18 protein-coding genes and 2 tRNA genes are annotated in these 21,053 nt (G+C 39.4%); 11 read left to right on the top strand and 9 right to left on the bottom strand.

Annotation, left to right across the window (positions count from 1 at the left end; translation table 11 throughout):
• Positions 1–233: 233 nt before the first annotated feature.
• A complete protein-coding gene (locus H5058_RS12545) occupies positions 234–1,760 on the bottom strand; it encodes a fumarate hydratase (protein ID WP_011327851.1) in 1,527 nt (508 codons plus the stop codon).
• Positions 1,761–1,925: 165 nt separating this feature from the next.
• Here H5058_RS12545 and pabB point away from each other — a divergent pair, with 165 nt between their 5' ends.
• From pabB to H5058_RS12530, 3 genes are all read left to right on the top strand, one after another.
• Entirely contained in the window at positions 1,926–3,266 is a 1,341-nt protein-coding gene (pabB, locus tag H5058_RS12540) for an aminodeoxychorismate synthase component I (RefSeq protein WP_182678469.1), read from the top strand.
• 16 nt (positions 3,267–3,282) lie between these two features.
• The gene (locus tag H5058_RS12535; RefSeq protein ID WP_182678467.1) at positions 3,283–3,858 is read left to right on the top strand and encodes a CoA pyrophosphatase; all 576 of its coding nucleotides are present in this window, start codon (positions 3,283–3,285) and stop codon (positions 3,856–3,858) included.
• A 100-nt stretch (positions 3,859–3,958) separates the two neighbouring features.
• Positions 3,959–5,335: an L-serine ammonia-lyase gene (locus H5058_RS12530; protein ID WP_011327848.1), complete on the top strand. Its 1,377-nt coding sequence runs from the start codon at positions 3,959–3,961 to the stop codon at positions 5,333–5,335.
• A 118-nt stretch (positions 5,336–5,453) separates the two neighbouring features.
• Here H5058_RS12530 and cysB read toward each other — a convergent pair whose 3' ends face one another.
• Positions 5,454–6,431 carry an HTH-type transcriptional regulator CysB gene (gene cysB / locus H5058_RS12525; protein ID WP_182678465.1) on the bottom strand — a complete coding sequence of 326 codons (978 nt, stop codon included), beginning with the start codon at positions 6,429–6,431 and terminating at the stop codon, positions 5,454–5,456.
• Positions 6,432–6,716: 285 nt separating this feature from the next.
• Here cysB and H5058_RS12520 point away from each other — a divergent pair, with 285 nt between their 5' ends.
• A complete protein-coding gene (locus H5058_RS12520) occupies positions 6,717–7,475 on the top strand; it encodes a hypothetical protein (protein ID WP_179806733.1) in 759 nt (252 codons plus the stop codon).
• Positions 7,476–7,551: 76 nt separating this feature from the next.
• On the opposite strand, the gene H5058_RS12515 is transcribed toward H5058_RS12520, so the two are convergent.
• Positions 7,552–8,844 (bottom strand): NCS2 family permease, encoded by a 1,293-nt coding sequence (locus tag H5058_RS12515; RefSeq protein WP_182678463.1) that lies wholly within the window; start codon positions 8,842–8,844, stop codon positions 7,552–7,554.
• 437 nt (positions 8,845–9,281) lie between these two features.
• Between H5058_RS12515 and H5058_RS12510 the strand changes: the two genes are divergently transcribed.
• Both H5058_RS12510 and H5058_RS12505 read left to right on the top strand, forming a co-directional pair.
• Positions 9,282–9,716, top strand: coding sequence for a SulA-like leucine-rich domain-containing protein (locus tag H5058_RS12510; protein ID WP_011327844.1), 435 nt, complete (start codon positions 9,282–9,284; stop codon positions 9,714–9,716).
• Between the two features lie 40 nt (positions 9,717–9,756).
• Positions 9,757–10,236, top strand: coding sequence for a YchJ family protein (locus H5058_RS12505; RefSeq protein WP_179806734.1), 480 nt, complete (start codon positions 9,757–9,759; stop codon positions 10,234–10,236).
• A 204-nt stretch (positions 10,237–10,440) separates the two neighbouring features.
• Here H5058_RS12505 and H5058_RS12500 read toward each other — a convergent pair whose 3' ends face one another.
• The 3 genes from H5058_RS12500 to H5058_RS12490 form a co-directional block, all read right to left on the bottom strand.
• A complete protein-coding gene (locus H5058_RS12500) occupies positions 10,441–11,361 on the bottom strand; it encodes a diguanylate cyclase (protein ID WP_182678461.1) in 921 nt (306 codons plus the stop codon).
• Positions 11,362–11,667: 306 nt separating this feature from the next.
• A complete protein-coding gene (locus H5058_RS12495; RefSeq protein ID WP_011327840.1) occupies positions 11,668–11,970 on the bottom strand; it encodes a DUF6172 family protein in 303 nt (100 codons plus the stop codon).
• A gap of 288 nt (positions 11,971–12,258) precedes the next feature.
• Positions 12,259–12,786 carry a VC2046/SO_2500 family protein gene (locus tag H5058_RS12490; RefSeq protein WP_011327839.1) on the bottom strand — a complete coding sequence of 176 codons (528 nt, stop codon included), beginning with the start codon at positions 12,784–12,786 and terminating at the stop codon, positions 12,259–12,261.
• A gap of 112 nt (positions 12,787–12,898) precedes the next feature.
• On the opposite strand from H5058_RS12490, the gene H5058_RS12485 reads away from it, so the two are divergent.
• Both H5058_RS12485 and H5058_RS12480 read left to right on the top strand, forming a co-directional pair.
• Positions 12,899–12,983, top strand: a tRNA-Tyr gene (locus H5058_RS12485).
• A gap of 49 nt (positions 12,984–13,032) precedes the next feature.
• Positions 13,033–13,117 (top strand) — tRNA-Tyr (locus tag H5058_RS12480).
• A gap of 76 nt (positions 13,118–13,193) precedes the next feature.
• On the opposite strand, the gene H5058_RS12475 is transcribed toward H5058_RS12480, so the two are convergent.
• Positions 13,194–13,880: a M48 family metallopeptidase gene (locus H5058_RS12475; protein ID WP_182678459.1), complete on the bottom strand. Its 687-nt coding sequence runs from the start codon at positions 13,878–13,880 to the stop codon at positions 13,194–13,196.
• A 162-nt stretch (positions 13,881–14,042) separates the two neighbouring features.
• On the opposite strand from H5058_RS12475, the gene H5058_RS12470 reads away from it, so the two are divergent.
• A complete protein-coding gene (locus H5058_RS12470) occupies positions 14,043–17,366 on the top strand; it encodes an MHYT domain-containing protein (RefSeq protein WP_182678457.1) in 3,324 nt (1,107 codons plus the stop codon).
• A 3-nt stretch (positions 17,367–17,369) separates the two neighbouring features.
• Positions 17,370–18,365: a two-component system response regulator gene (locus H5058_RS12465; protein WP_179806739.1), complete on the top strand. Its 996-nt coding sequence runs from the start codon at positions 17,370–17,372 to the stop codon at positions 18,363–18,365.
• A gap of 1 nt (position 18,366) precedes the next feature.
• Here H5058_RS12465 and H5058_RS12460 read toward each other — a convergent pair whose 3' ends face one another.
• Both H5058_RS12460 and H5058_RS12455 read right to left on the bottom strand, forming a co-directional pair.
• Positions 18,367–18,798, bottom strand: coding sequence for a VOC family protein (locus H5058_RS12460; protein WP_086993303.1), 432 nt, complete (start codon positions 18,796–18,798; stop codon positions 18,367–18,369).
• Complete coding sequence (locus tag H5058_RS12455) at positions 18,785–19,444, bottom strand: HD domain-containing protein (RefSeq protein WP_011327834.1); 660 nt, start codon at positions 19,442–19,444, stop codon at positions 18,785–18,787. Before H5058_RS12455 ends, H5058_RS12460 begins: the two co-directional genes overlap by 14 nt.
• 152 nt (positions 19,445–19,596) lie before the next feature.
• On the opposite strand from H5058_RS12455, the gene H5058_RS12450 reads away from it, so the two are divergent.
• On the top strand, positions 19,597–20,787 hold the full coding sequence (locus tag H5058_RS12450) for a class I SAM-dependent methyltransferase (RefSeq protein ID WP_011327833.1): 1,191 nt from the start codon (positions 19,597–19,599) through the stop codon (positions 20,785–20,787).
• Positions 20,788–21,053 lie beyond the last annotated feature (266 nt).

Raw genomic sequence — 21,053 nt, 5'->3', positions numbered from 1 at the left:
AACAGGTTATTTAACCTGAACTCTGGTTAAGAGATTTACTAACGTATTGAATCATAGTTATATTTATCTTTATTTTCTCTAGCCAGAGATTTTCAGTGAATTCAACGCAGTTAGCGCTGAAAATAGCTGTTTGAGATAGGTTTATTATCCAGAGATCAGGTTACTTAGTTTAAGTTAAACAAAAAGCGAGCACTGGGCTCGCTTTGTATATTTAGTAAATTAAGTAAGTTAAGTTACTTTAGCTTACTATCTAGCTCTTCAATTTTAGCTTTCCAAATTGCAGGGCCTTGCGTATGCGCATTAGCGCCTTCGCTATCAACAGCGACTGTTACTGGCATATCTTCTACTTCAAACTCGTAGATGGCTTCCATACCTAAATCTTCAAAAGCAACAACACGTGCTTTTTTAATTGCTTTAGATACCAAATACGCCGCGCCGCCAACTGCCATTAAGTACACTGACTTATGCTGCTTAATAGACTCAACCGTAGCAGGACCACGCTCTGCTTTACCTATCATGCCTACAATGCCGGTTTTTTCTAGCATCATATCGGTAAATTTATCCATACGCGTAGCCGTTGTCGGACCCGCAGGGCCCACTGCTTCGTCACGTACAGCATCTACTGGGCCTACGTAATAAATAAATTTATTATCGAAGTCTACGCCTTTAGGTAAACCTTCGCCTGAGTTGATCATGTCTTGCAAACGCTTATGCGCGGCATCTCGACCCGTTAAAATAGTACCCGAAAGTAAAACAGTTTCACCCATTTTCCATTCTTGCACATCTTTTTTGGTCAAGGTATTTAAATCAACACGACGTGTGCCTTCGCCCACTTCAAAGGTTACTTGTGGCCAATCTTCTAACTTAGGTGCTTTTAGGTTTGCTGGGCCTGAACCATCAAGGGTAAAGTGTACGTGGCGAGTAGCCGCACAGTTAGGGATCATCACGACCGGTTTTGACGCTGCATGCGTTGGTGCTGTTTTAATTTTAACATCAACAACCGTTGTTAAACCGCCTAAGCCTTGTGCGCCAATACCTAATTTATTAGCGCGTTCAAATATTTCTAAACGTAGCTTTTCTTCTGTGGTTTCTGCACCGCGTTCCATTAATTCATGAATATCTACCGGATCCATTAACGACTCTTTAGCCATTACTGCCGCTTTTTCAGCCGTACCACCAATACCTATACCTAGCATGCCAGGCGGACACCAGCCTGCGCCCATTGTAGGTAGCGTTTTTTCTACCCATTCTGCCACATCGTCAGATGGGTTTAACATAACCATTTTACTTTTGTTTTCAGAGCCGCCGCCTTTAGCCGCTACCATTACTTCAACCTTACCGCCCGCTACTAAATCTATATGTACAACTGAAGGGGTATTGTCTTTGGTGTTTTTACGAGTACCTGCAGGGTCTGCAACAATAGAGGCGCGCAGCGGGTTGTCTGGATTTAAGTATGCACGGCGTGTGCCTTCATCAACCATTTGTTGAACGGTTAAATCGGTTTTATCCCAGTTAACATCCATACCTACTTTAACAAAACAGGTAATAATACCTGTGTCTTGGCAAAGCGGACGCTTGCCCTCAGCCGACATACGCGAGTTAATTAGAATTTGTGCGATGGCATCTTTTGCTGCTTTACTTTGTTCTTTGTTATAGGCTTTTTCAAGCGCTTGAACAAAATCAAGGGGATGATAGAAGGAAATATACTGCAAAGCATCTTCAATGCTATCTATAAAGTCTTGCTGACGGATTGTACTCATAGTGGTTCCTTAAGTTACCGTTACGCGGTGTCGCGTAAGCTATATCAAACCGGTGACGGTGGTTTGCACTGTTTTTAATTTGGGAAGCAACTAAACGCTGCCAAAAAAATTTGACTTATGATACCCTCCTCGCCCGTTTCGAGCCAGTTCTTAAAGGGGTAGTAAATGCTAAACAATAAAAATAATTGTATAAAATTAGCCATAACACAAAGCTGTATTGATGTATTTGCGCATTTTGCCCACTTGCCTTATGCCATTTTACTCGATTCGGCCAATAGTGAGCATGTAGACAGTCGTTTTGATATTATTGCCATCGAGCCCAAAAGCACACTGGAAGTACAAAACAACCTCAGTATTTTAAATAACCAACCCGATGCAAGAAGCTGCTTTGAAATAATGAACAGCGAACTGCTAAAACTTAATAACAACAAAGCGGCCAACAACCTACCCTTTAGTGGTGGCTGGCTGGGTTATTTGGGTTATGACTTAGGCCGCACACTTGAAAACCTCCCAAGTAGCGCTATAAACGATATAGACTTGCCACAAATGGCCGTTGGCTTGTACTTAGATGCACTCATATACGATAAACAACAAAACAGTTGGTTTTATATTGCCCAGCCTAAGGTTAATCGCTTAGCACTTTATCAGCAGTATTTAGCACAGCCTGCCATTATGCCTAGCTTTGCACTTAAAACGGCGTGGCAATCTAATATGAGCCGCGCTGATTATGCGCAAAAATTTGCCGTAATTGAAGATTATTTAAAAACAGGCGATTGCTATCAAATAAATTTAGCACAGCGTTTTAGTGCCCAATATGAAGGCTCGCCTTGGGCTGCCTACGTTAAATTAACAGCAGCGAATAAAGCGCCGTTTTCTAGCTTTATAAACCATCCGCAAGGCGCAATTTTGTCTATTTCTCCGGAGCGTTTTATATTAGTAAGCGATGATCAAGTGCAAACTAAGCCGATTAAAGGCACGTTACCGCGAAAAACGGATCCGCAGCAAGACGCCCAACAAGCACAGTTATTGGCAAACTCTGCCAAAGATCGCGCTGAAAATGTAATGATTGTAGATTTATTACGAAACGATTTAGGTAAAGTAGCCAAGCCAGGATCGGTTCAGGTGCCCTCGTTATTCGCTATTGAGAGTTTTCCGGCGGTGCATCATTTAGTTAGCACCGTTACGGCCACATTAGCAAAGGGTAAAACGGCGGTTGATCAACTTGCTGCAGCATTTCCTGGAGGCTCTATTACTGGCGCGCCTAAAGTGAGAGCAATGGAAATTATTGAAGAGCTTGAACCACATCGTCGCAGTATTTATTGTGGTTCAATAGGCTATTTAAGTGCTTGTGGTAACATGGATACCAGCATTACTATTCGCACCTTGGTATGCCACGCCCAACATATACACTGCTGGGCCGGTGGTGGCATAGTAGCTGATTCTAAAGTTGCATTGGAATACCAAGAAACATACGATAAAGTAAATAAAATACTTCCATTATTATAAATAACAGTAGGTCGCTTTGAATAGTGAACACATTATGGCGCGGTTTCAGTTAAGCCCTACGGCAGCGCCAGATCAAGGAATAGACAACTCTAAAAAGCGTGCCAGCGCAGTCATGTTGCCGCTTATTGATGTAGATGATCATGCGCATATTTTACTGTGTAAGCGCCCTATTTATTTACACCATCATCCCGGTGAAATTTGCTTACCCGGTGGTAAGTTTGAAACAAGTGATATTACGCTTCGCACTACTGCCCTGCGTGAACTACATGAAGAGCTAAATATTACGCCCAGTAATGTTAAAGTGTTTGGCCAATTACCTTTGTACTCAACACTCACCGGCTTTAATATTAGCCCCTTTGTTGGCATGCTTAATAAACACACCATTTGGGAGAACGATCATAACGAGGTACAAGCTAGTTTTTTATTACCACTGCGTGATTTAACTAACGAGGCTAATTGGCAACCCCTGCCTTTTCAGCGTTTTGGTAAAACCATTATTTTATATGGTTACAATACCCCACATGGTTTACTTTGGGGTGCCACTGCAAGCATCATAAAAAACTTTACAAAACAACTCGCCTTACCAGTTTAAATGTTCTTGATTAATGGTTACATAGTCACAATTTAGCGTTACTATACACGACCGTTCAAAAAAGCAGCCTAGTGCTGAGTAAACACAGAAGAGACACATTATGATAAGTGCATTTGATATGTTTAGTATTGGTATTGGCCCTTCTTCGTCACATACCGTTGGCCCAATGCGCGCATCTCGTTTATTTGTTAATGACCTACAAGAAAAACAATTATTAGCAAACGTTACCGATATTAAAGTAGAGCTGTACGGCTCGCTAGGTCAAACTGGTATTGGCCACGGCTCTGGTAAAGCAGTAATACTTGGCCTTGCTGGGTATGATCCTGAAACTATCGACGCCGATTTGGTTGATACTATTTTAGCCACAATTGAAAAAGAACAAGTTATTTACTTAAATCAAACGCATAAGGCTAAATTCCCAAAGCAAGGGGCTATTGTTTTTCACCGTCGTAAAACGCTGCCTAAGCACTCTAATGCAATGGAAATTATTGCCTCTAATAATGGCGAGAAGGTTTATAGCCAAATTTATTACTCTATTGGCGGTGGCTTTATTGTTACCGATCAAGATTTTGAAAACGAAAAACAAGCAGCGCTTGATATTCGTGAAGAAAACCCAGCACCTTTTCCTTTTGGTAGCGCACAAGAGCTACTAGAAATGTGTAAAGAGTCGGGTTTCAGTGTATCTACTTTAATGATGCATAACGAAAAAACATTACGCAGCGAAAACGACATTAAAGACGAGTTATTTAATATTTGGCAAGTAATGAAAGCCTGTATTGAGCGTGGTATGCGCACCGAAGGTATTTTACCCGGTGGTTTAAAAGTAAAACGTCGTGCTCCAAATTTACACTTAAAACTTAATGTAGAAGTAAGTAACGACCCCCTGCGTGCTATGGATTGGGTCGACTTATTTGCTTTAGCTGTAAATGAAGAAAACGCCGCAGGCGGTCGTGTAGTTACCGCACCTACCAATGGCGCAGCGGGTATTTTACCAGCAGTACTTATGTATTATCATACTTTTATAAAAGAAGTTGATCGCGATATTGTCACGCGTTATTTATTAACCGCCGCCGCAATCGGTATTTTATATAAAAAGAACGCCTCTATTTCGGGTGCTGAAGTAGGCTGTCAAGGTGAAGTAGGCGTGGCTTGCTCAATGGCTGCAGGCGCACTTACCGAAATTGTAGGTGGTAATGTAGTGCAAGTAGAAAATGCCGCCGAAATTGGCATGGAGCATAACTTAGGCCTTACGTGTGACCCAGTTGGTGGCTTAGTGCAAGTACCGTGTATTGAACGCAACGCCATGGGCGCAATAAAAGCGATTAATGCGTCACGCCTTGCAATTCGCGGTAGTGGCGAGCAAAAAGTATCACTCGATAAAGTGATTAAAACTATGCTCGAAACCGGTAACGACATGAAAACTAAATATAAAGAAACCGCTCGTGGTGGTTTAGCCGTTAATATTATTGAGTGTTAACACCACACTAAAGAATAATTAAAAAAGCCGTCAGTTTAAAAACTGGCGGCTTTTTTATTAGTAACTTTAATATAGATAGCTAAATACTAAACACCTAAAATACTCGATACTAAAACGATTATTTAACCGGCAACTCTATATCAGCAAATAATTTATCAACATCTTCTTGATTGCGTAATAGATTAGCACGCTCTACTCGCTCTTTAGTTAAGTGTGGTGCAAAGCGTTCAATAAAGTCATACATATAAGTGCGTAAAAAACTGCCTTTTCTAAAGCCAATTTTGGTAGTGCTCGCCTCAAATAAATGGCTGGCATCAATACACACTAAATCAGTATCACTGACTTGATCAATCGCCATTGACGCAACCACTCCAACACCTAACCCTAAGCGTACATATGTTTTAATAACGTCGGCATCGGTGGCGGTAAATACTATATGCGGCTCAAGCCCATGGGCACTAAACGCTTTATCTAGTTCTGAGCGCCCAGTAAAGCCAAATACATAGGTAATAAGCGGGTATTTTGCAATATCAGCCACGGTTATATTATTGGCTTTTTTAGCTAATGGATGGTCTTTTGCCACCACAATACTACGGTTCCAATGATAACAAGGCAGCATAACAAGGTCTGAATATAAGTGTAGTGCTTCTGTTGCAATAGCAAAGTCAGCATCGCCACGTGCAGCTGCATCTGATATTTGCTGCGGTGTACCTTGGTGCATATGAAGTGACACTGCAGGGTATTTTTTCATAAACCCTTTAATAACATTCGGCAATGCGTAACGTGCTTGGGTATGAGTAGTGGCAATATTAAGCTTACCTTGATCTGGTAAAGTATGCTCATGAGCAACCGCTTTAATACCTTCCACTTTTGAAAGGATTTCGCGCGATATATTAATGACCTCTTCACCGGCACTGGTTACATGCGTTAAATGTTTACCACTGCGACCAAAAATTTGAATACCTAACTCATCTTCAAGCATGCGCACTTGCTTAGAAATACCTGGTTGCGAGGTAAATAAACTTTCAGCTGTTGCTGAGACATTTAATTTATGATTTTGAACTTCTACAATATATCTAAGTTGTTGTAATTTCATAGCTATGTATTTTCGTTATTATTCGTTTTTGAGGGGTAAATACTTTATCTTTAAAAACTGACCACCCAACAAAAGGTAGGTTTTAATTGATAATACCGTATTTAATAAATATAGGCTTAGGCTAGCACAATAAATATACTTCAGATAGCAATGATTATCATATAAAGCATTAAGATTTAAACGCTTTCTTAGCCTGCTTTTGTAGTTAATTAGCGCAAAGTTTTCCTGTTCTTATATATTTAATGTAAGATTGAGCTATTAGGTTTAGAACCCGAGAACTGTAACATGATCGTCTCTATTATAATTATACTCATTGTTGCTCTTATTGTGATTGCGCTTTGGGTAAGTGCGGTGCAACAGCATAAAGAAAAACAAGAAGCTGATCGCCGTAAAGAACTAACCAAACAAAAAGCTATTATTGAGGAAACAGAGGAAGCGTTAATGAATAACGCTAATATCCCGTTTTCAGATAATACACTACGTGTTTTACAGCGTCGCAATCACGATGCGCTTAGCACCATGGTATCGCTTTCACCTGGTTCTAAAATATTAAAAAACCGTTTAAATGAAGCGAAAGAGCGTTTAAACAACCCAGTTCAAGGCAGCAATAGCGAATCGCTTTCACTGCCAAGTAACGATAAGCAACTGGTATCGCTAATACAGGGCATAAAAAAATTACGTATTATTCTACGCTCTGAGCACAATAAAGGTAACCTTGATAGCCAACTATTTGTAATCGAGGACAAGCGCATGGAAAAACTACAGTTACAAATAAATATTGAAAGCCAAATTAAACGTGGTTTATCGGCGCGCTCTGCAGGTATGGTAGGTTCAGCTAGACAGTATTTTGAAAAAGCTCATGCTTCACTCAGTGCGGTATCGTATAGCGATCCATATGTAACTGCTAAATACCAAGAAGTAGAAGGCTACTTAGAAGCTATTAGTGTTGAGTTAAGGGCATCGAATGCCAGTGCACTTAAAAAGAAAACTGAGCAAGAGCAAGATGACCTAGACATATTATTTGCTCCGAAAAAGAAATGGTAAATTGGCACTAAAATTTATAAAAAAAACCCATACAATTTTGTATGGGCTTTTTTTTATTGATAGATAAATAAGTTTTTTAAGATAAAAATGCAAACTTAACAATAAACAATGCCGTTAAAATCCACACACTAATACTTACTTGATCCTTTTTACCGCATAACACTTTAACCGCGGTGTAAGAAATAAACCCAAGCGCAATACCATGAGCAATAGAAAATGTCAGCGGGGTCATTAATAACACCACACTAACAGGAATGGCATCTGTCATATCGTCCCAGTTTACAAACTTTAAGTTTTGTAGCATAAGTACCGAAACATATAAAATAGCACCGGCAGTAGCATACGCTGGCACCATTTGCGCTAGTGGCGCAAAAAACATCATCAATAAAAAACAAATACCCACAACAACGGCTGTTAAGCCTGTGCATCCGCCTACAGAAACACCAGCCACCGACTCTATGTAAGAGGTAGTAGTAGATGTACCTAACATTGCACCGGCAATAGTTGCAGTGCTATCAGCGCTAAGGGCGCGCCCTAAACGTGGCATATTGCCTTTTTCATCTGCAAGCCCTGCTTTTTGCGTGACCGCAACCAAGGTGCCTGAGGTATCAAATAAATCTACAAATAAAAATGCAAAAATAACACTCAGCATTGAAAGCTCAAATGCCGCACTAAAATCAAGTTGCATAAAGGTTGGTAAAATTGACGGCGGCATAGACATAACCCCCTTATATTCAACCAAACCAAAAGCCAGAGCAATACCAGTTACCAGTAAAATACTAATTAACACACCACTTTTAAAGTCGCGATATAACAATGCCGCAATTACAAAAAAACTTAAAATAGCAAGTAATGGCCCAGGCGCAGTAATATCACCTAGCTGCACTAAGGTTGCAGGGCTAGATACTATGATCCCTGCACTTTTAAGCGCAATTAGCGCTAAAAAAGCACCAATACCGATCGCTATTGCTTGTTTAAGCACCAGTGGAATGGCATTAATAATCCACTCTCGTACTTTAAATAAGCTTAAAAATAAAAATATACAACCCGACATAAACACAGCACCTAATGCCGCTTCCCAGGTATAACCCATTCCTAAAACAACGCCATAGGTAAAAAAAGCATTTAATCCCATACCTGGTGCTAACGCTAACGGATAATTGGCCCATAGGCCCATAATAAAACAGCCTATTGCAGCTGCAATACATGTAGCTACAAACGCAGCGCCTTGATCCATTCCTGCTTGGGCAAGCATTGCTGGGTTAACAAAAACAATATAAACCATAGTAATAAAAGTAGTCATACCGGCAACACATTCACGTTGTACTGAGGAATCATTTGCGCGGATTTTAAATAAGGCTTCGAGCATAACAAACTTAAGGTAGTAAAAAGTGGCGAGATTTTAGCATAAAAATAGCGAAATACCGGACATTTTACCTTGTTATGCATTAAGTTATTGAAGTAGCTGAAATAATAAATATGACACGGTAATACGTATGTGCTTTAGGTTTTAAAAATAATAATTACCGTGCTTATATGCTAAATAATTAGTTTTACTTTAACGTAAATAATAGAGGATAAAGTACTGTATAGGTGTTATTCGCCGCATAATTTTAGTAAAAAATATAAAGTACAAATCTAAAATATTAACGCTCTGTTTTTAATAGTTATTTTTGTTTTTTTATCCGTGTAAAAATTTAAAACTGAATGACTGTTCAAATAATTAGCAAAAAAACACTTGCACCATAACACTGTATAAACTACTGTATACGGGTACTGTATAAAAACCCAGTGAGTGAGAGATTTATGTTACAGCCTATTACCGTAAGAACCGTTAAAAGTTATCAGCAAGACGATAAAAGTGATTGTGTGAATTTAATTCAAATTGAAGATGAAATTTCAGCAACCTTTGAATTGCTTAAAGTATTACACCAATACAATAGCTTAAATGCATGGACACTACTGATTGCACCTGACCATGTACCAAGTAAAGCTTTACTTGATTCATGCTCCATTGATACCAGCAAATTACTGGTGATCAGGCAAAAACATTTAGTAAACTTAGAATATGTACTTAGCTCGGCGCTACACAACGGAAACTTTGCTGCGGTTATTACCTGGACCGATATTATTAATGATCAACAGCTGACACAGCTATCATTAAATTTAAGCACTACAAATACTAAGCTTTACTGTTTTACTAAAAATACTCACAACCTTGAGATACCACTGACTCAATAAGCTTGTTAAACTCGTGTTTTAAACTCTTTATATTAGTATTATGACCTCATTAACGACTTCTCCTTGCTTTTGTGGCAGCCAGCAAAACTATGCTGACTGCTGTGAACCACTTCATTTAGCATCAAAAATAGCTGAAACACCTGAGCAACTTATGCGTGCTCGCTACAGTGCATATGTACTTAAAAATGCAACTTATGTTTATCAAACTTATGCAAGTGAAAAACAGGCAGAAAACCCTGTAAAAGAGATTAAAGACTTTGCTGATAGCTGCCGCTTTATAAAGCTAACCGTCATCGACACTGAGCACGATGCAAGCGAAGGCTTTGTAACATTTAAAGTAAATTACTTTTACCAAAACCTATATTGCGAGTTGCACGAAAAGTCGTTGTTTATTAAACAAGATGGGCAGTGGCGCTACCTTGAAGGCACACTATTTCCGGTAGCCGATATTAAAATAAGCAGAAATGATAACTGTCCTTGCCAAAGTGGCAAAAAATATAAAAAGTGTCATAGCATATAACAAACTGCAACTAACTGTGCGGTGAGTAAAGTAGGTAATTGCAGGCAACTAAACCTTAAATACAAATAGCCATACCTAGTAATCGCTGTTATGAAGCGGTGTATGGCTAAAATTAAACTTTTCTTTTGAGCAACTATTGGCAATTTACATACCTATAGGACTGCGTTAATAACTGCTCTACTGCATATTTTGGTACAGTGCGCTTTAAAAGCACACCTTATTTCGCCCTTGTGCTTTAGCGGCGTACATTTTTTTATCTGCGCGTTGCAAAATATCTATGCTGCCTTCGTCTGATTGCAATAACGTAGCCCCACCTATACTTATAGTGACAAATTCAAACTCTGAGTACTTATGTAAAACACCCAAGCCGGATATGTTATTTTTAATTTTTTCAGCAACACAGCGAGCGCCTTCCTCGTTGGTATGCGGTAGCACAACCACAAATTCTTCGCCGCCATATCGGGCAACAAAATCGCTTGGCCTTTGTAGGCTGTTGGCAATTGTTTGAGCAACTAAGTGTAAAACAGCGTCGCCTTCTACGTGTCCATAAATATCGTTGTATTGCTTAAAGTAATCAATATCCATAAGTAATAAAGCATATTCTGCATTCTCTCTTAATGCACTCAATTGTATTTTATTAATATGAGTATCAAAATAACGACGGTTAAATACTTTAGTTAAGTCATCAAGAAACACTTTTTGGCTTAATAAGTCATGTTGCAGCTTAATAGTTAAGTGCGCTCTTACTCTTCTGCATAAGGTTTCTGGGTTAATCGGTTTTTGAATAAAGTCTACCGCGCCCGCTTCCCAGCAGTCCTCTTCTTGATTTTCAAAGGAGGTAACAAATATAACGGGAATATCTTGGGTTTGTGTCGTCGTTTTAAGTTTTAAACAGGTTTCTATACCGCATATGCCATCCATTGAAATATCCAGCAGTACGATATCGGGAGTATTAGATTTACATATTTCAACTGCTTCTTCACCGCTGTTGGCGGTGTTAACAATAAAGTGCTTTGATAATATTTTTTTCAGTACAATTATGCTAAGTAACTGATCATCAACAATGAGAACTTTTGAGGTTTTAAGGCTAAGTTTTAAATCGCTATCGGCATAATTTAATGGCATAAATACTACTGTTTTCTATAATTATCAACTAACACAGTATAATACAGTCTTATGTTATGCAAATGTATTAAAGTTGGGTTTTTAATCAAACTTACAACCAAATATAAAAATGGCGATACAGAGTTGTTGTTAATTGTTTTAGAAAATCACGGCCATAATTTTCAGGGTAATACTGAAAGTAAGCACTGCTTATAAGCTGCTTGTACTTGAATGCTCAAGGTTGAAATCGCGTTTGTATAAACGTACAAACAAAAAATGGGCCACTAGGCCCATTTTAAAAATTACGCAAATTACTTTATAAGCGTCTTATTCGTCGTCATCCAAATCTGGTTGTTGACGTTGAGCTGGGCGCGCTAATATTTCTACATAAAAAGAAGTTAAGCTTTGCTTTTCTATTTCGCTTATATGATTACTAAGCTCTGCAACGTGCACTACTTGTGCATCTTCAGCGGTATTACCAAACTTACAATCAAACGCCCAGTAATCAGCATCGAGTGGTAGAGTTTTGTTACGCTCTCTTTTCAAATATTTTTTCACTTCATGCTTTGCGGCGTCAACCATACGAGGATATTTGATTTTCTCGTGATTTAGCGTGAATATTTTCTTCATTACGTTCCTAATTACCTTGGTTTAATGATAACGGCATTTAATGTCATACCATTTGAGCCTATTATAGCAATTGCATTTAATTTTTGGATGCTTTTTTTATATTAAATCAATTATTAATCCATTAATAAAATAAAGTATCGCTAAAATGCGCTTAAGTGTAGAGAGTTAGCGGCTTTATATTACAGACAAGTAATTTAATAGTTAGAGTGATGACGCAATCGTTTGCCAAGTTCTATTAATATAATTGGTTATTGCAATATCAAAGCAGTTACAGCGTACGCTTTATAATTAAGCGCTTACTAAATGTAATGGGTGGTGAAGCGCATCATTATTTAGGCTTTCGTAAAAAGCAGCAGCATCGAGTTGCGGGTTAGATAGTTGCGTTTGTGTGTTATTTATACGCCTGCGCACTGCTAATTCACAATTATCACGCACCTGAAGCGGAATATGGCTTACATCATCTCTTATAAACAATGGTTCAGGGTTTAAACAGTGATTTAATTTAATATCGCTCATTCCAGCGCGTTCCCCTGCTTGCATTAATAGTGAGGCGTTAAACTGCCCTATCAAGATATCAAACTTATCTGGCGCTAAAAGTTGCTTTGGACCTGCTCCAATTTGTTTGCGAAGGGTATCTTCGCCAACAGTTGAATCTTCAATTTCTGTTTTTGGTAAATGGAATTGGCTAAAATCGAGTGCATCATGAGATAGCATAGCGAGTAAAAGCGCAAACTCTCCTCGGCGCTTTTCATGCACACTTTTATTGAGTCGAGTGTTGAGCTGACTCTCTGTGATTAACAAATCACCGATTTGCATAGACTTTAGCCGATTGAAGTAAGTAATACCTATTTATCGGCTTTATTTCATTTTTCTTTAGCTTTTTTCTTTACTTAAATACGATGTTTGCTATTATCAGCGCCGTTGCATTGGAGGGGTTCCCGAGCGGCCAAAGGGATCAGACTGTAAATCTGACGGCTCAGCCTTCGCTGGTTCGAATCCAGCTCCCTCCACCACTTTTCTTACCGCTAAGTTAAGTGGGGCCAAATGTAACAAAATTAGTGTGGAGGGGTTCCCGAGCGGCCAAAGGGATCAGACTGTAAATCTGACGGCTCAGCCTTCGCTGGTTCGAATCCAGCTCCCTCCACCACTTTTCTACTTATTTTCTACTTATATAGTTACTACATTCCTTGTTAGTAATCTCCGTGTTTTTTCTTAGTTAAACATTAAAATACCCATTGTAAACTCATACCATGTTGTTTTAGCCATAACGTACTTGCTTTATAGTCGGGACAAAATTGTGCTACGCGCTGCCAAAATGCTTTGCTATGATTTAAATATCGTAAATGCGCCAGCTCATGCACTATTACATAATCAATAATGCTATGCGGTGCACCAATCAATAATAAGTTAAATGTTAGCGCCCTTTTACTATTACAACTTCCCCATTTGCGTTTATAAACTGCAATATTTAAATCGTTAGGCAGCGCTTCTTGCATCTGCGTGCAAAAGTCATTAAGTCGCATTTCTATGTATGCGGTTAACTGCTCTTTTAAATACGCCTCTAAAAGTAATTGGTACTTTTGCTGCTGATGCTTAACACGAGCAGAAACGGTAATAAGCAGGCCATCTTGTTGGCGCTCCACTGTAGAGGTATTGCCTTGCTGAAACGTTAAATTAATTGCTTCTGAAAAAAACCAGATCTTTTTGTCCTTAAGTGGATACTGTTTTGTATCAACCAAAGTATGCTGTTTTTGCAGCTGCGCCTCAACCCATGATTTTTTTTCTAATAACCAGTTATCGAGCACTTTTTTTTGTACGTGATGGGGGGCATATACCGTCACATTTTGATTATGCACTTTAATAGCAACGGTCTTTCGTCGGGTACTTTTTTTTAGTTGGTAGGCAAACAAATTAATCTCTCACACTATACTAGCTAGGGGCTACTTTTCGTCTAATGGTTAGTTAATGCCGCGTTGTTTATTTATAGCTTAATAAGCAAACATAAAATTAACGGTTTATTAATTAATTAATTCTATTAAACTACACGATTAAAATGCCTATTTAGAGCCGCCATGTTATCAGCTTTCTTTATTACTGACCAAGATCCTAGTTTAATTATAAACGGGGTTTACGATCCCCTTTTGGTTTCTCTTTCAGTTTTAATAGTCATATTTGCCGCTTTTTTTACTACAAAACTCATTGATTTAGCTAAAAAAACTACTTTCCCAAGCTATCAACGTTTAGCTACTGTAACCGCTGCAGCTGTTTTTTCTGCGGGTATTTGGAGCATGCATTTTATTGGTATGTTGGCTTTTTCTTTGTGTACTAACATTAAATATAACCCAACTATTACCTTACTCTCTTTTATACCGGCATTTTTAGCGTGCCAATACGCTGTATCTATACTGGTAAAAAGTAATGGTAACTTTAAAGTATTAGCTGTTTGCTCGGTATTATTAGGCTCAGGTATTGGCACTATGCATTACAGTGGTATGGCAGCGATGGAGCTTGCGCCTATGCTACGGTATGACCCAGTTATGTTTGGGTTGTCTATTTTAGTGGCCGTTGCCCTATCCTTTATAGCTTTATATAGCCACTTTAACCTTGAAAGAATTTTCCCTCGGTTAACACAGTTACAAACTCGTTCAATCAGCGCCGTTATATTAGGCTTTGCCGTTACTGGGATGCATTATATGGGTATGGCAGCAACCCGTTTTGTAGCAACTTCCCCACTAATTTACGCAGACGAAAATGCGTCTGCTGGGCTTACATTTGTTGCAATTGCGGTTGCCACTGCAACTGTTGCAATAACCAGCTTGGTTGCTGTAATTAATGGCATGGTACGCTATAAACTGCTACTTGAAGAAAAGTCAGCCGACGAGTCGCGGTTAAACGCTATATTAGAAACAGCAATAGATGGCATTGTGACTATTGATCATCAAGGTATTATTTTAAGCTTTAATGAAGCAGCAAGTAAGATTTTAGGTTGGCGAGAACATGAGTTACAAGGTAAAAGTGTACAGATTCTTTTAAATGATAATAACGCTCTAAACAATGCGTCATCATCTGGTGATATGACTCTTGATCTAAGCGCTATTATAGGCATAAACCGCGATACTTTTGCTAAACATAAAGATAACCATTTGATCCCTGTGCGCCTTGGTATTGGACAAGTGACGCAAACTGGGCAACCGCCTTTGTATGTTGGCTTTATTACTGACTTAACGCAGCAACGAGCGCTACAAAAAACGGTTGTTGAAAATGAGCAAAAATATCGCTCATTAATGCAAAATATGCCAGGCGTTGCCTTTAGATGTAAATTCGATACTAACTACACCATGCTATTTGTTAGCCCAAGTATATTGGATTTAACTGGCTATACACCAGATGAATTTATTGAGCAACACATTGAGTTTACAGACCTGATTTTAAAGTCTGATCAACAAATGATTATTACCACGCTCACTAATGCCGTTACCGAAAAGCGTCAATACTCTGTTGAATATAGAATTCGCCATCGCAACGGCGCAACTGTATGGGTATTAGAGAAAGGTAGTTTTGACTTTAATAATACCGATGTTGCACAGTGGATTGATGGTGTACTTGTTGATATTACTGAGCGCAAAGAGTATGAAGCAAAATTAGAGCACGCTAAACTGCAAGCAGAAGAAGCTGCCAATGCTAAGCAATCTTTTATGGCAAATATGAGCCATGAAATACGCACCCCTATGAATGCAATTATTGGCTTTAGCGATCTGCTAATGGATACACCGCTAAGTAAAGAGCAGCAAAAGCACCTTGTTACGGTTAATAGCGCAGCACGCTCTTTGCTGCGGCTGCTTAATGAGATTCTCGACTCTGCAAAGTTAGAACGAGGAAAGCTAACCATTGAGCCTGTGCATTTTAATTTAAAGCCCGTTATCGACAGTATTATTTCAACTTTTTGGTTAGAAGCTAAAAAGAAAAACCTTAATTTAACGCTTAATATTAATAAATCAGTTAGCACCGCATACTACGGTGATCCCGACCGCCTTAGGCAAATACTTACAAACCTTATTGGTAACGCTATTAAATTTACTGAGCAAGGCGCTGTTACTGTTACCGTAAGTACCACACAAAATAATCACCTATTTTTTGAAGTACAAGATACAGGCATTGGTATTGCTAAAGATCGTATTAAAGCGGTTTTTCAGCCTTTTGTGCAAGCCGATGGCACGACCACACGTCGATTTGGTGGCACAGGTTTAGGCACAACAATAAGTAAACAATTAGTAGAGCTTATGCATGGCTCAATTGATTTAGTGAGTGAAGTTGATAAAGGCAGCTGCTTTTACTTCTCATTACCTTTTACTGTTGGTGATGAAAATAAAATAGATTATTTTGAAGGCCTACATACCGAACTACCTCCGCTTAGAATATTAGTGGTTGATGATATAGAACAAAATACAGAGCTACTTTCTATATTACTTTCGCGAGATCAACACACAGTAACCACTGCAAGTAATGGTTTAGAAGCCATTGAGGCGTTTAATCAGCAAGACTTTGATGTCATTTTAATGGACATTCACATGCCTGAATGTGACGGTATTGAGGCCACCATTAAAATTCGTACATTGGAGCAACTAAAACAAATAAAATTTACGCCTATTATTGCATTAACAGCCAGCGTGTTACAGCAAGATAAACTAACCGCTAAAAATGCAGGCATGAATGGGTTTGCTAATAAGCCGGTTGATATCAACCAACTGAATCAAGAAATAGCACTGGTGCTTGGACTTGGCTTAGCAAAAGAAACATTAATTGCGCAAACCGACCCCGATGCCAAGCACATAGATTTTGAAAAAGGGTTAGCTTTGTGGGGCTCTAAATGTAAACAGCTTACCGAAATTACTAAATTTGTTAATACCAACGAAAAGCAATTTATAAGCTTATTTAAGCTGCAACTAAGCGATATTAAAAGTGTTTATACGCTTATTCACACTTTAAAAGGCGTGGCTGGTAATTTAGGGTTATTAACCTTAATGACACTGTTAACGCGTTTAGAGAACGCAGACGATGAAGCTGCGCTAACCAGCGTTTTGGCAGATATAAAAACTGAATTGGCGCTTATCGGCCAATTATTAGCAAGCACTATATGTAAAGAGCCCGCCAAACTTATCGACAATGCTGAGCCGTTATCAACAGCTGAGCTAATAGAAATTTGCCAAGAACTCTATGCTGATGCACAAAATGCCGAACTTAATGATGATCTTCTCGATCAGTTACAACGTAAATGTATAGCATCAGTACAAGTAGATATAGATGAAATAGCCAGTGCCTTTGATGAATTCGACTTTGATAACGCGCAAGTTAAATTAGCAAATTTACTTAAAAAGTTAACCCTAAAGGAGAATTAATTAATGGATTTTATTCTAGATAAGCCCCGCATATTAATTGTTGACGACGAGCCTGCAAACTTAAAAGTAATGCGCGAGGTGCTTGGTAATCAATATAGAATGTCGTTTGCTAAATCGGGCGCTGCCGCTATAGCATTACTTGAAAAAGAACTACCAAAGCTAATTTTACTCGATATTATGATGCCTGATATGAATGGCTTTGAAGTATGCCAAATTGTTAAAGCTAACCCTGCAACATCGCATATCCCTATTATTTTTGTTACTGCGCTAAGTGATGAAAGTGATGAATTTAAAGGTTTTGAACTAGGCGCTGTAGACTATATAACCAAACCCATTAGCCCTGCTATTGTACGGGCACGTGTTAAAACTCACCTGTCGTTAGTGCAAGCTGAGCAGCTAAAACAAGCTCATGTCGATTTAGTACAGCGTTTAGGTCGTGCTGCAGAATATAAAGACACCGATACCGGTGAGCATATTATACGTATGAGTCAATACAGCAAAGTACTTGCATTGGCGCTGGGTATGGATGAGCAACACGCCGAATTATTACGCCAAGCAGCCCCTATGCACGATGTAGGTAAAATAGGTATTCCGGATGCCATTTTGCTAAAACCCGGAAAGTTAACTGCCGATGAGTTTACCCACATGAAAGAGCACGCTTTAATTGGTGCACAAATTTTAGCAAATTCATCATCGCCACTATTACAACTGGCGCATGTGCTGGCAATTGAACATCATGAAAAGTGGGATGGTACTGGCTACCCCAATGGCCTAAAAGGAGAAGCCATATCGCTGGAAGGCCGTATTGTTGCCATTGCCGATGTATTTGATGCACTTACCTCAAAACGCCCCTATAAAGAGCCTTGGAGCATAGAGCAAACTATAGAACATATGCAACAACAAGCCGGTAAACACTTCGACCCGCAATTGGTTGAGCTATTTATTGGCAAAATTGACGATATTATTGCCATAAAAAATGCTCATCAGGAGCGATTTTAATTTAGCTCTTTTTGGCTGTATGCGAGCCTAATAATACCTGCGGATACACAGTTTTAATCTGCGTATAGTCATGAGAGGTAATTTCATGGCTATTTCCGCTGTTATCTTTAAAATAAATTGAAAACGTAACGCCGTGATCAGCTAATACTGTTTTAATATTTAGGTGTTCAAAATGCTCAAGCCATGCAATAAATTGCTCCCCAGTGGCTAAAAAAGCAATGCCTTTACTACGTCCCTGTGCAGTAAATAACGCTAAACGCGTGGTAGCATTTGCATCTTCAAGGGTTAATGGCCCTTTGCCATCTTCATTCCAAAAGGCGAGCGCTTCAACCACACTAAAGCCTAAAACACGCTCATACCATTTAACCGCTTGCGCTAAATCATCCACATTTAAATGACAATGATCAATCCCAGCTAGCTTAGGTATACTCACGCTGCTCTCCTATTTCAGACTTTAGTTGCTCTAAAAAGTCATGCATATACTCAGTACGTCTTAGTGCTTCGGCCTTAGCCGAGGGAGTATTCATGCTTTGAGCTATGTGTAATAACTTAATAAAAAAATGATCAAGCGTGTATTTTTTATCATCTGCTTCGCGTTGTAGGCAAAATGGGTCATCCGGGTTATATAGTAATCGACTTATTGAGCCACCTACTTTCATGCAGCGGCTTATACCAATCGCGCCTAGTGCATCCATTCTGTCTGCGTCTTGCACTATTTGTGCTTCTACTGAGTTCACTTTAATATTGGCGCTAAAGCTATGCGCCGCTATTGCATGATGAATTTGAGTAAATAATTGCGCGTCGTAATTAATAGAAGCTAAAAAAGCAATCGCTTTATCGGCGGCCATAGTAGAGGCTTTAGCCCTATCTGGATGGTTTTTGGCCACGGCTACACAGTCGTGTAACCATGCAGCCGGGAGCACTACCTTCATATTAGCTTGCTCTGCATCGCACAATTTAATAGCAACCCGAACTACGCGTTCAATATGGGTTATATCATGCGCCACATCGGCATGAATTAGTGTGGTAATAAAGGCTCTGCACTGTAAATTGAGCTGCTGCAGCTCAGGGCTTAACATTATGTCTGTCACAACGTGTTCCAAATACCTAATTAACATATTGAATTAGCCATACTTTACCGCGATTTATGGGCTCCATGCAAAACATTCATTGTATGTTGCCCTTGCCTTGACTAAAATACAGCGCTTATTTATTACTACTGAGAAGCTTTATGACATCTGCCGTTTACCTGCAAGCTGGCCGCGATAAATCATTAAAAAGAAAACACCCTTGGTTATTTTCCAAAGCCATCAAAAAAATTAAAGGTAAACCAGGCCTAGGTGACACAGTTACTATTCACGACAGTGAAGGTAAATTTTTAGCAACAGCAGCTTATAGCCCACATTCACAAATTCGTGCCCGTGTTTGGAGCTTTGACGAAAAAGAAGTTATTGATCAACACTTTTTTGAACGCCGCCTACGTCGTGCACTAGAAGCCCGTAGCCAAGTAATTGAAGAAGGTGGTTTAACTGGCTTTAGACTCTGCGCCGCAGAATCAGATTTTTTACCCGGCGTTACCATAGATAAGTTTGACAACGTATTAGTGTGTCAATTACTTAGCGCGGGTGCTGAGCGTCATAAAGGTGAAATTGTTGGCGCGTTAATGGCTATATTCCCTGGTATGAGCATTTACGAGCGCTCAGACGTAGAAGTGCGTACCAAAGAAGGCCTTGAGCCAATTAAAGGGGCATTATGGGGCAATGAACCAACTGCCCCAGTACTCATTGCAGAAAATGGCTTTAAAATTGAAGTTGATATTATTGATGGCCATAAAACCGGCTTTTATTTAGATCAACGCGATAGCCGCGCTGCACTTGAACGCTTTTCTAAAGACAAAACCGTATTAAACTGCTTTAGCTACACGGGTACATTTTCGTTGTATGCCCTACGTGGCGGCTGTAAACACGTAACTAATGTGGATGTATCGCAGCCAGCCCTCGATACAGCTAAGCGCAATGTTGAGCATAACAACCTTGATTTAGATAAGGTTGATTTTGTCAAACAAGATGTATTTAAGTTACTGCGTCAATACCGCGAAGACGGTGTATTGTTTGACACTATAGTAATGGATCCGCCAAAGTTTGCCGACAACAAAGCACAACTTACTGGTGCGTGTCGTGGCTATAAAGACATAAACATGATTGCTATGCAAATATTAAAACCAGGTGGCACCTTATTAACCTTCTCGTGTTCGGGCTTAATGGAGCAAAACTTGTTTCAAAAAGTGGTGGCTGATGCAGCCCTTGATGCTGGTAAAGACTTACTTATTATGGAGCGTTTAAACCAAGCCGCCGATCACCCTATTGCGGGTAGTTACCCTGAAGGTTTTTACTTAAAAGGCTTAATTTGTAAGGTTTACTAACGCCTAGGCTTGATTAGGGTCTGTTGATCTTTCAAGGTTGAATTTGCAGCAGTGTGTTTGGTATTTAGGCAAGGCAGAGCCTATGTGGTGTGGTTATTCCCCATAAATAGGCGATAACGTAGCATCAATGCCAAACAGGCACTGCCCGAAGGGTTCTGCCTAGGGGCGATTGACTCTTTGTTGCCTACATGGATGTAGGTAAGGGGCGTGAGCAGGACGCGGAAGCTTTGCTCGGTTTTTACTTAGCCCACTAGGTTACAAACCTC

It is taken from the genome of Pseudoalteromonas sp. SR45-4 (genome assembly GCF_014163535.1).
Taxonomy (GTDB): domain Bacteria; phylum Pseudomonadota; class Gammaproteobacteria; order Enterobacterales; family Alteromonadaceae; genus Pseudoalteromonas; species Pseudoalteromonas nigrifaciens.
Note: the sequence above shows the minus strand (reverse complement) of the source record. Positions and strands in the feature narration are given on the sequence as shown.

Bases quoted from the DNA above. Each gene is read 5' to 3' on its own strand.
- H5058_RS12500 (WP_182678461.1), bottom strand. From the start codon at position 11,361: ATGCCATTAAATTATGCCGATAGCGATTTAAAACTTAGCCTTAAAACC.
- H5058_RS12515 (WP_182678463.1), bottom strand. From the start codon at position 8,844: ATGCTCGAAGCCTTATTTAAAATCCGCGCAAATGATTCCTCAGTACAA.
- H5058_RS12455 (WP_011327834.1), bottom strand. From the start codon at position 19,444: ATGTTAAGCCCTGAGCTGCAGCAGCTCAATTTACAGTGCAGAGCCTTT.
- pabB (WP_182678469.1), top strand. From the start codon at position 1,926: ATGCTAAACAATAAAAATAATTGTATAAAATTAGCCATAACACAAAGC.
- H5058_RS12490 (WP_011327839.1), bottom strand. From the start codon at position 12,786: ATGCAAATCGGTGATTTGTTAATCACAGAGAGTCAGCTCAACACTCGA.
- H5058_RS12470 (WP_182678457.1), top strand. From the start codon at position 14,043: ATGTTATCAGCTTTCTTTATTACTGACCAAGATCCTAGTTTAATTATA.
- H5058_RS12450 (WP_011327833.1), top strand. From the start codon at position 19,597: ATGACATCTGCCGTTTACCTGCAAGCTGGCCGCGATAAATCATTAAAA.
- H5058_RS12545 (WP_011327851.1), bottom strand. From the start codon at position 1,760: ATGAGTACAATCCGTCAGCAAGACTTTATAGATAGCATTGAAGATGCT.
- H5058_RS12495 (WP_011327840.1), bottom strand. From the start codon at position 11,970: ATGAAGAAAATATTCACGCTAAATCACGAGAAAATCAAATATCCTCGT.
- cysB (WP_182678465.1), bottom strand. From the start codon at position 6,431: ATGAAATTACAACAACTTAGATATATTGTAGAAGTTCAAAATCATAAA.
- H5058_RS12465 (WP_179806739.1), top strand. From the start codon at position 17,370: ATGGATTTTATTCTAGATAAGCCCCGCATATTAATTGTTGACGACGAG.
- H5058_RS12530 (WP_011327848.1), top strand. From the start codon at position 3,959: ATGATAAGTGCATTTGATATGTTTAGTATTGGTATTGGCCCTTCTTCG.
- H5058_RS12505 (WP_179806734.1), top strand. From the start codon at position 9,757: ATGACCTCATTAACGACTTCTCCTTGCTTTTGTGGCAGCCAGCAAAAC.
- H5058_RS12520 (WP_179806733.1), top strand. From the start codon at position 6,717: ATGATCGTCTCTATTATAATTATACTCATTGTTGCTCTTATTGTGATT.
- H5058_RS12510 (WP_011327844.1), top strand. From the start codon at position 9,282: ATGTTACAGCCTATTACCGTAAGAACCGTTAAAAGTTATCAGCAAGAC.